The sequence below is a fragment of the Ancylothrix sp. D3o genome, from assembly GCF_025370775.1.
Lineage (GTDB): Bacteria > Cyanobacteriota > Cyanobacteriia > Cyanobacteriales > Oscillatoriaceae > Ancylothrix.
Genome location: NZ_JAMXEX010000067.1, coordinates 1 through 5,757, shown reverse-complemented (window position 1 = coordinate 5,757; position 5,757 = coordinate 1). Strand labels below are relative to the sequence as shown.

General features: G+C 38.4%; 7 protein-coding genes and 2 pseudogenes. 4 read left to right on the top strand and 5 right to left on the bottom strand.

The genetic code is table 11. The annotated features are described in order from the left end of the window. Positions 1–726 precede the first annotated feature (726 nt). A complete protein-coding gene (locus tag NG798_RS26625) occupies positions 727–1,488 on the top strand; it encodes a ParA family protein (protein WP_261226746.1) in 762 nt (253 codons plus the stop codon). Beyond that, entirely contained in the window at positions 1,485–1,925 is a 441-nt protein-coding gene (locus NG798_RS26620) for a hypothetical protein (RefSeq protein WP_261226745.1), read from the top strand. The genes NG798_RS26625 and NG798_RS26620 overlap by 4 nt, the downstream gene beginning before the upstream one ends. A 195-nt stretch (positions 1,926–2,120) precedes the next feature. On the opposite strand, the gene NG798_RS26615 is transcribed toward NG798_RS26620, so the two are convergent. The 4 genes and pseudogenes from NG798_RS26615 to NG798_RS26600 form a co-directional block, all read right to left on the bottom strand. Then, a complete protein-coding gene (locus NG798_RS26615) occupies positions 2,121–2,534 on the bottom strand; it encodes a type II toxin-antitoxin system VapC family toxin (RefSeq protein WP_261226744.1) in 414 nt (137 codons plus the stop codon). Positions 2,535–2,539: 5 nt separating this feature from the next. After that, the gene (locus NG798_RS26610) at positions 2,540–2,797 is read right to left on the bottom strand and encodes a type II toxin-antitoxin system Phd/YefM family antitoxin (protein ID WP_261226743.1); all 258 of its coding nucleotides are present in this window, start codon (positions 2,795–2,797) and stop codon (positions 2,540–2,542) included. Positions 2,798–2,886: 89 nt separating this feature from the next. Beyond that, positions 2,887–3,111: pseudogene (locus NG798_RS26605) on the bottom strand (DUF5615 family PIN-like protein); the annotation flags it as partial. A 32-nt stretch (positions 3,112–3,143) separates the two neighbouring features. Beyond that, a complete protein-coding gene (locus NG798_RS26600; protein WP_261226742.1) occupies positions 3,144–3,380 on the bottom strand; it encodes a DUF433 domain-containing protein in 237 nt (78 codons plus the stop codon). Positions 3,381–3,813: 433 nt separating this feature from the next. On the opposite strand from NG798_RS26600, the gene NG798_RS26595 reads away from it, so the two are divergent. Next, positions 3,814–4,224 carry a hypothetical protein gene (locus tag NG798_RS26595; protein WP_261226741.1) on the top strand — a complete coding sequence of 137 codons (411 nt, stop codon included), beginning with the start codon at positions 3,814–3,816 and terminating at the stop codon, positions 4,222–4,224. A 1,014-nt stretch (positions 4,225–5,238) separates the two neighbouring features. Beyond that, positions 5,239–5,355, top strand: a complete 117-nt coding sequence (locus NG798_RS26590; RefSeq protein ID WP_261226740.1) for a cytochrome c oxidase subunit 3 — start codon at positions 5,239–5,241, stop codon at positions 5,353–5,355. A gap of 93 nt (positions 5,356–5,448) precedes the next feature. Here NG798_RS26590 and NG798_RS26585 read toward each other — a convergent pair. Next, positions 5,449–5,757, bottom strand: a pseudogene (locus tag NG798_RS26585) (hypothetical protein); the annotation flags it as partial.

Below are 5,757 nucleotides of genomic sequence, written 5' to 3'. Positions count from 1 at the left end.
TGAGGTGCCGGAACCTTCTTTTTCCAATTTCTATAGCTTCGTTACTGCTGATGGCCAGACTATTAGCGTTGCCGGTGGTGATAGTTTTGAGATTATGCCGGTGGGTACTTAACCTACCTGTGCCGGTGGGCCATTTATTGCTCACGGCTGACGGGGTGAATTTCATGCCTTGCCGGTGCTGATAGTTTTGAGGTAGTAGGGGCCACTTAATTAATCAACCTGTTGTAGTCCTGGGGGATTTATTCGACAAATTAATCCAACCTGAGTTCGGGATAAGCTGAAACCCTTATTCTGCCATCGGCTATTCTGGCACTCCGGCAATGTATTTGGGGCGTTTCAGCCATTTTGGAAGACTCCTATGGTCTTAACCCGAACTGACGTTAATCCAGATATCCAACAAGCTCTCTCAGCAACAATATCAACGCCTAATTGACTAGATGCCTATGAACTTAGATGCCTATGAACTCAGGTATCGCGGTGTCAAGGTATCTAAAACAGGCGATCGCTAGACACTAATGCAGATGAGAAATTAGGAGAAACCGCACGAAGCTGTATCTCTAAGCACCTAGGTATCTACAATTCGAGATATCTACATAGCTTTTTATACAGGTTCAAAGACACCTAGATATAAAGAAAACAATAAACTTTGATATCTAAGTTTCTAGCCTCCTAGACTTTTAGAATGACAAGCTGTACACTGAGCGCAATACAATAGCGCTTCTACTAATGCAAACTTGTGCCTGCGTTTCACTGTCTGGAGGGCAAGGGAAAACCAGTACCATCTTTTTCCTATCGCTTCTGCTGGCCCAGCAGGGGAAAAAAGTGCTTGCCGTTGATTGCGACCCCCAAGCTAACCTTACTTTCTACTTAAATCACGAAGTGGCCAATAACCACCCCACCTTATTTGAAGTGTTGACAGGGAGGGTGGAAACAGAAGATGGTATTTATCCCACCGGCTATTCCAACCTATTTCTCATCCCGGCTGACCGGGGGCTCTTTAAAGTTTCGGATTACTTAAGCAACAGTGGTACCGGCGCTTTCATCCTTAAGTTGCGCCTTAAAGCTGTTCAATCTCTTTTTGATTTCGTATTGATTGATGTTCAACCAACACGCTCACAAATTTGTTTATCTGCTGTTGGATCTGCTGATTACATTTTGATTCCCGCAGAAGTTACTACCAAAGGTGTTAATTCCCTAATTGATACCTTGGAATTTTTACAAGAGCAAGCATCTCTCATGGCTTTTACTGGTAAGGTATTAGGCATAATTCCATTTCGGGATAGATGGATAGGACGCACTCAAACTTTAGAAAGTAGAGAAAATATTGAAGCTATGAAGCAATTTGCTCAAGATATTCCTTTGCTTCCTAGTATCCGTGAGTCAGAACAATTTAAAAAAGCTATCCGTAATGGTCATCTCCTGTCGGAAACGGGCCACTCTGAACTCCAATATCCTTTTGAAAAAATTGTTGAGGCACTTTCGGTATGAGTAATGATGCTCTCGAACGTTTAAAAAACCGCAAGAGGCCGGTTGTTCCTGACCGCGATAGTTCTTTACTACCGCTAACTCCAGATATCGAGGTATCTCAACATATAGATACCCACAAATCAACAAAGCCTACAGAACCTAAAAAGCAGGAATCATTACCTAGCGGGGAAGCCGGTCTAAAAACCAAACAAAGTACATTGAGATTAGAGGCTCAACTAAGCGAACGCCTTAGCCAAATAACTCATGCAAATAACCTCAGTAGAGAAGTTTTGATTGAAGCAATGTTTGAATACTACGAAACTGATGGGGAAGCCTGGCAAAAAATTTTAGCCGTTGCTAAAAAAAAGGCAGATATTCGGATAGAAATAGCTAATCAGAAAAGAGCTAAATCTATGATGCAGCGTTATCTTGACTCTAGTTTAACGCCTGATATTTAATGAAAATATTTTCAATTTGATCATTGTATTAGGTTCATTAGCATAATCAGAATTAAGCCGCAACTGGGGGATGCCAATAGAAATTTGTCGAACAGCTACCCCCCACTAGAACGCAAATCGCTGCATCCGCTGATGTGGGTTATATCCCCGACAAATTCCAAAAGCCTAAAAGTGGTTTACTACTTTTCATTTTCTCTAAACAAACCAGTTTCCAATAGCCAGCCCTTCAAAATTCGCAAAGTCTGAAACATTGCGAGTCACTAGAATCAAATCATTGACCCTAGCAATGGCAGCTATTTGTCCATCCGGGTACGAAGGTATTCGACCCAAAGTAGTTAGTCTAGCCCGTTCAGTCGCAAACCATCCGGCGGCAGAATGACAGTACGGTAAGATGATCATTTTGTCTTCGATGACCTGGGTTAAGTAATCAGACAAATTCTTTTTCCGCCGAGATTCTGGTAATCGGTATAACCCATAAAGAAGCTCATGCCATGTCACCGATGCAATCGCCGATTCTTCAAGATTCTGCCGAAAATGCTCCAGAAAAATAGGATTAGGCTGTAGCTTAATACTTTCTGAAATGATATTGGTATCCAGAAGAAATTTCATGCTCATCACCAACAAGGTTGTTCAGGAGTTGGGATGCAGTCCCGAACATCTGCAAAGATTTCATCACTCTCTAAATCAATCCCTTCTGCAACAATTTTTGCGCGAAAGGCATCAAAAGCTTCTAAAGCACCCTCAGATTTAGCGGAAATAATTTTAGCAATAGGTTGGTCTGCTTGAAAAATCACAAAACTTTCTCCAGCTTTAGCCCGTTGAAGATAGGAGTTAAAATCTTGAGTAATTTCTTCTAGGGTAATTTTATTCATGTATTAACCTCCAGGCCAAATTGTACGACTGGTTTAGTACAATTATATCCTAAATTAGGCTGGAATAGCCCACGCGCAAGAGGTCAACGTCAAGATTCTGGCACTTTTGTGATATTGACAGTTGTCACTAAAAGTAATTTATAAGGTTCTTGACGGATTAAAAAGCTATCCAAAAGATATGAATCTTTAGTAATAACAAAACACAACTCCTGAATTGAAATAGCGTTAACTTCGCCATCAGGCGTTGCATTACTTAATGGCGAATCTCCGGTATGAATTGTATCATACCCAGCCTCTTGAAGAAAACGGGCTAAACGTACTGGTAATTAAGCATCTACAAGAAATTTCATTTAGCAAGTTTATAAATACTTTTCACCAGAGTTAACTTACTAGCAAATAGTAACGCTGCTAAAATATCATCCCGTTCTAAATCTTCATAATCTGCTAAAATTTCTTCAATACTTATCCCAGCACTAAGTAACTCTAAAATAAATTCTACCGGATAACGCAACCCCCGAATGCAGGGTTTGCCATGACAGATATTTAGATCGATGGTAATTCGCTGCAAAATTGGATTATTCATACTACTCTATTGTTAACTAAATTGATTGCAGCCCATCTATCCAAGCTCCCCTATAATTCCATAGCTTAATATTAAGAGTTCTGAAGCACAACAACGTATCTATGCTACTGCCTAAATTTTTCGGCGTTGCTGAATTAAAGTATGAATTGAAATTTTCGCAATTACCATAAGCTAAGTATGATGAGTTTTGTAATTTTAGAGAAAAGTTGGTTCATACAGTTAATCAGGAACGCCTAAAGCGGATACCTCTTTTTAAGGTGAGCGAACTTGGGAACATTATTAATCAAAATCGGTGTTTTTTCTCAGAGTTTTATTGATTAAACTTTTTAAACTCGTTAAGACGCACACTTCTCAACTCTCCAACCAAGCTGATTACCCAGCCTTCTGTAAGGATGAAACCGAAAGCATCCCCATCTAAATATCAGCGGTAATTGTGTATTATAATCAAAAAATAGATAGCGTTCAAATGCAAGAGCAACTAAGCTCACAAGTCGTTTCAATTCAATCAAGTTTATTTGGTGGATCTATGACAACAGCAGGTAAGTTAGAATTGACCATTAAGATTAACGAGTTTCCCGACAATGCAAAGACAGTCGAGAACAACTGGAAGCAGTTTGAAGTAGATTGTGACGGTAAGATAATAACAATCACAGTCAAGCCGAAAGTGTTTAAGAAGCTTGAAGACGCGCAGGCTAATTACCCGATGTGGGTAGCGGCGATTGCAGGTAAAATGGGAGAAGCTACCCCTAACGGGTTCGTTTTAGCAGAACCTGCTATCCAAGTGTTTGAGAAAAAGCCAAAAGAACCAAAAAATGCTTCTGAAGTTGTAGCAACAGCTAACTAATTAACAGGGTAAACGTATCTTGTAAATAACCAGTTTGTTTAGGACAATAACCCGGCTTTTTTGTTGTTTAATGAGAACGGTTTTTCCCCTGTAGCGCTTTTGTTTTTACTCTAACGCTATATAGGGGAATTAAAAAATTAGATGCGTTTACCCTTTATGGGCTCTTAGGTGACCAAGTAAAGTTTGGAGAATTAGTGCTAAATTATTTGTAGAAGCCGGTGGTATGTTGCTGATACCGGCAACTGAAGGCTTTTATTGAGATAGATGTACATCCCTCAAATTGACCAAAATGCCGAACACTAGAAGATATCCCGATAATTGGCATGAAATTGCACTAGCTATAAAAGAAAGGTACGGATGGCGTTGCGCTAAATGTAATCTACAGTGCTTGCGTCCTGGGGATTCTACTAAAAATCTAACTAAATCCCAGCAAGCTAAACTTACCTTAAATGTACATCATCAGAATAGGATACCGGAAGATAACCGGCCTGAAAATTTAATTGCTCTTTGTTCTGCTTGTCATCTTCTTTACCATACCCATAAACGGGCAAATATTTCACCAGGACAATTGTCTTTGTTTGAATAACTTTTACCGAACGACTGCGGTAAATTTTCTGAATAATGGCCTAGTTAATTTTTTGGAGGCAATGAAACAAATTAATACTCATAACTCTAATGTGCGCTGGAAATAATTAACGCCTAAAAAATGTTTAATAAAAAAAATAGCAGTCTTAATAAACAGTAAACCTATGAGCGAAAATCCCTGCCTTTAACAAAAATTAAGTAAATAAAGTTCGTTATTATACATAATTTTTATCTGATTTTTAGGCAATAAAAATATATTTCTTATTTTTAGAGTAGTATAGAATTATTTTTAAAATCTTCAGATTAAGATTAACATATTCAATGAGTTTTTAAAACAACAACTTTTTATCTTCTATCTTTCGTTCTTTAGATAAAATTTAACGTTTTTTATTTTTTTGAAAAGTTTAACTCTTGTTTTCGTTTTGAACGATGGCTAAAATACCTGATAAAGGTCATGTTGGCGTGAGTGCAACTACTTTATTTTGGCATTTCGTTGATGTAATTTGGGTTATACTTTTTTCGCTTATTTATTTGTGGAAAGCTTAGAGGGCATTAGTGGTATAAACGAAATGCAAACCAAGCTTGTGAATAATATTGTAGAGTCAATTTAGAGATCGACCCTACAATTGGCGTTTTTTGTTAATTTCTAAATCTGCTTACCAATTCCTCACGAGACAATTGCACCAATAAGGGAGTAAATTCTTCTGGTGAAAAACTCAAGATAGAATCAATTAAAGCAGATAACTCTGCATCTAATTCCCCAAATCTCAACCTTAATAAATTTTCCACTATTAAGCGCTCTCCTTGCCGGATACCTCGTTGGATGCCTTGTTGAATACCTTGTTCGATACCCTGTTCGATACCTTTTTGCTCAACTTGTGCTAGTTTTTCTTGCAGCAAAGGTTGTAATCTCATAACTAACTCCTGATCGTCTGATTCTAAATTTTG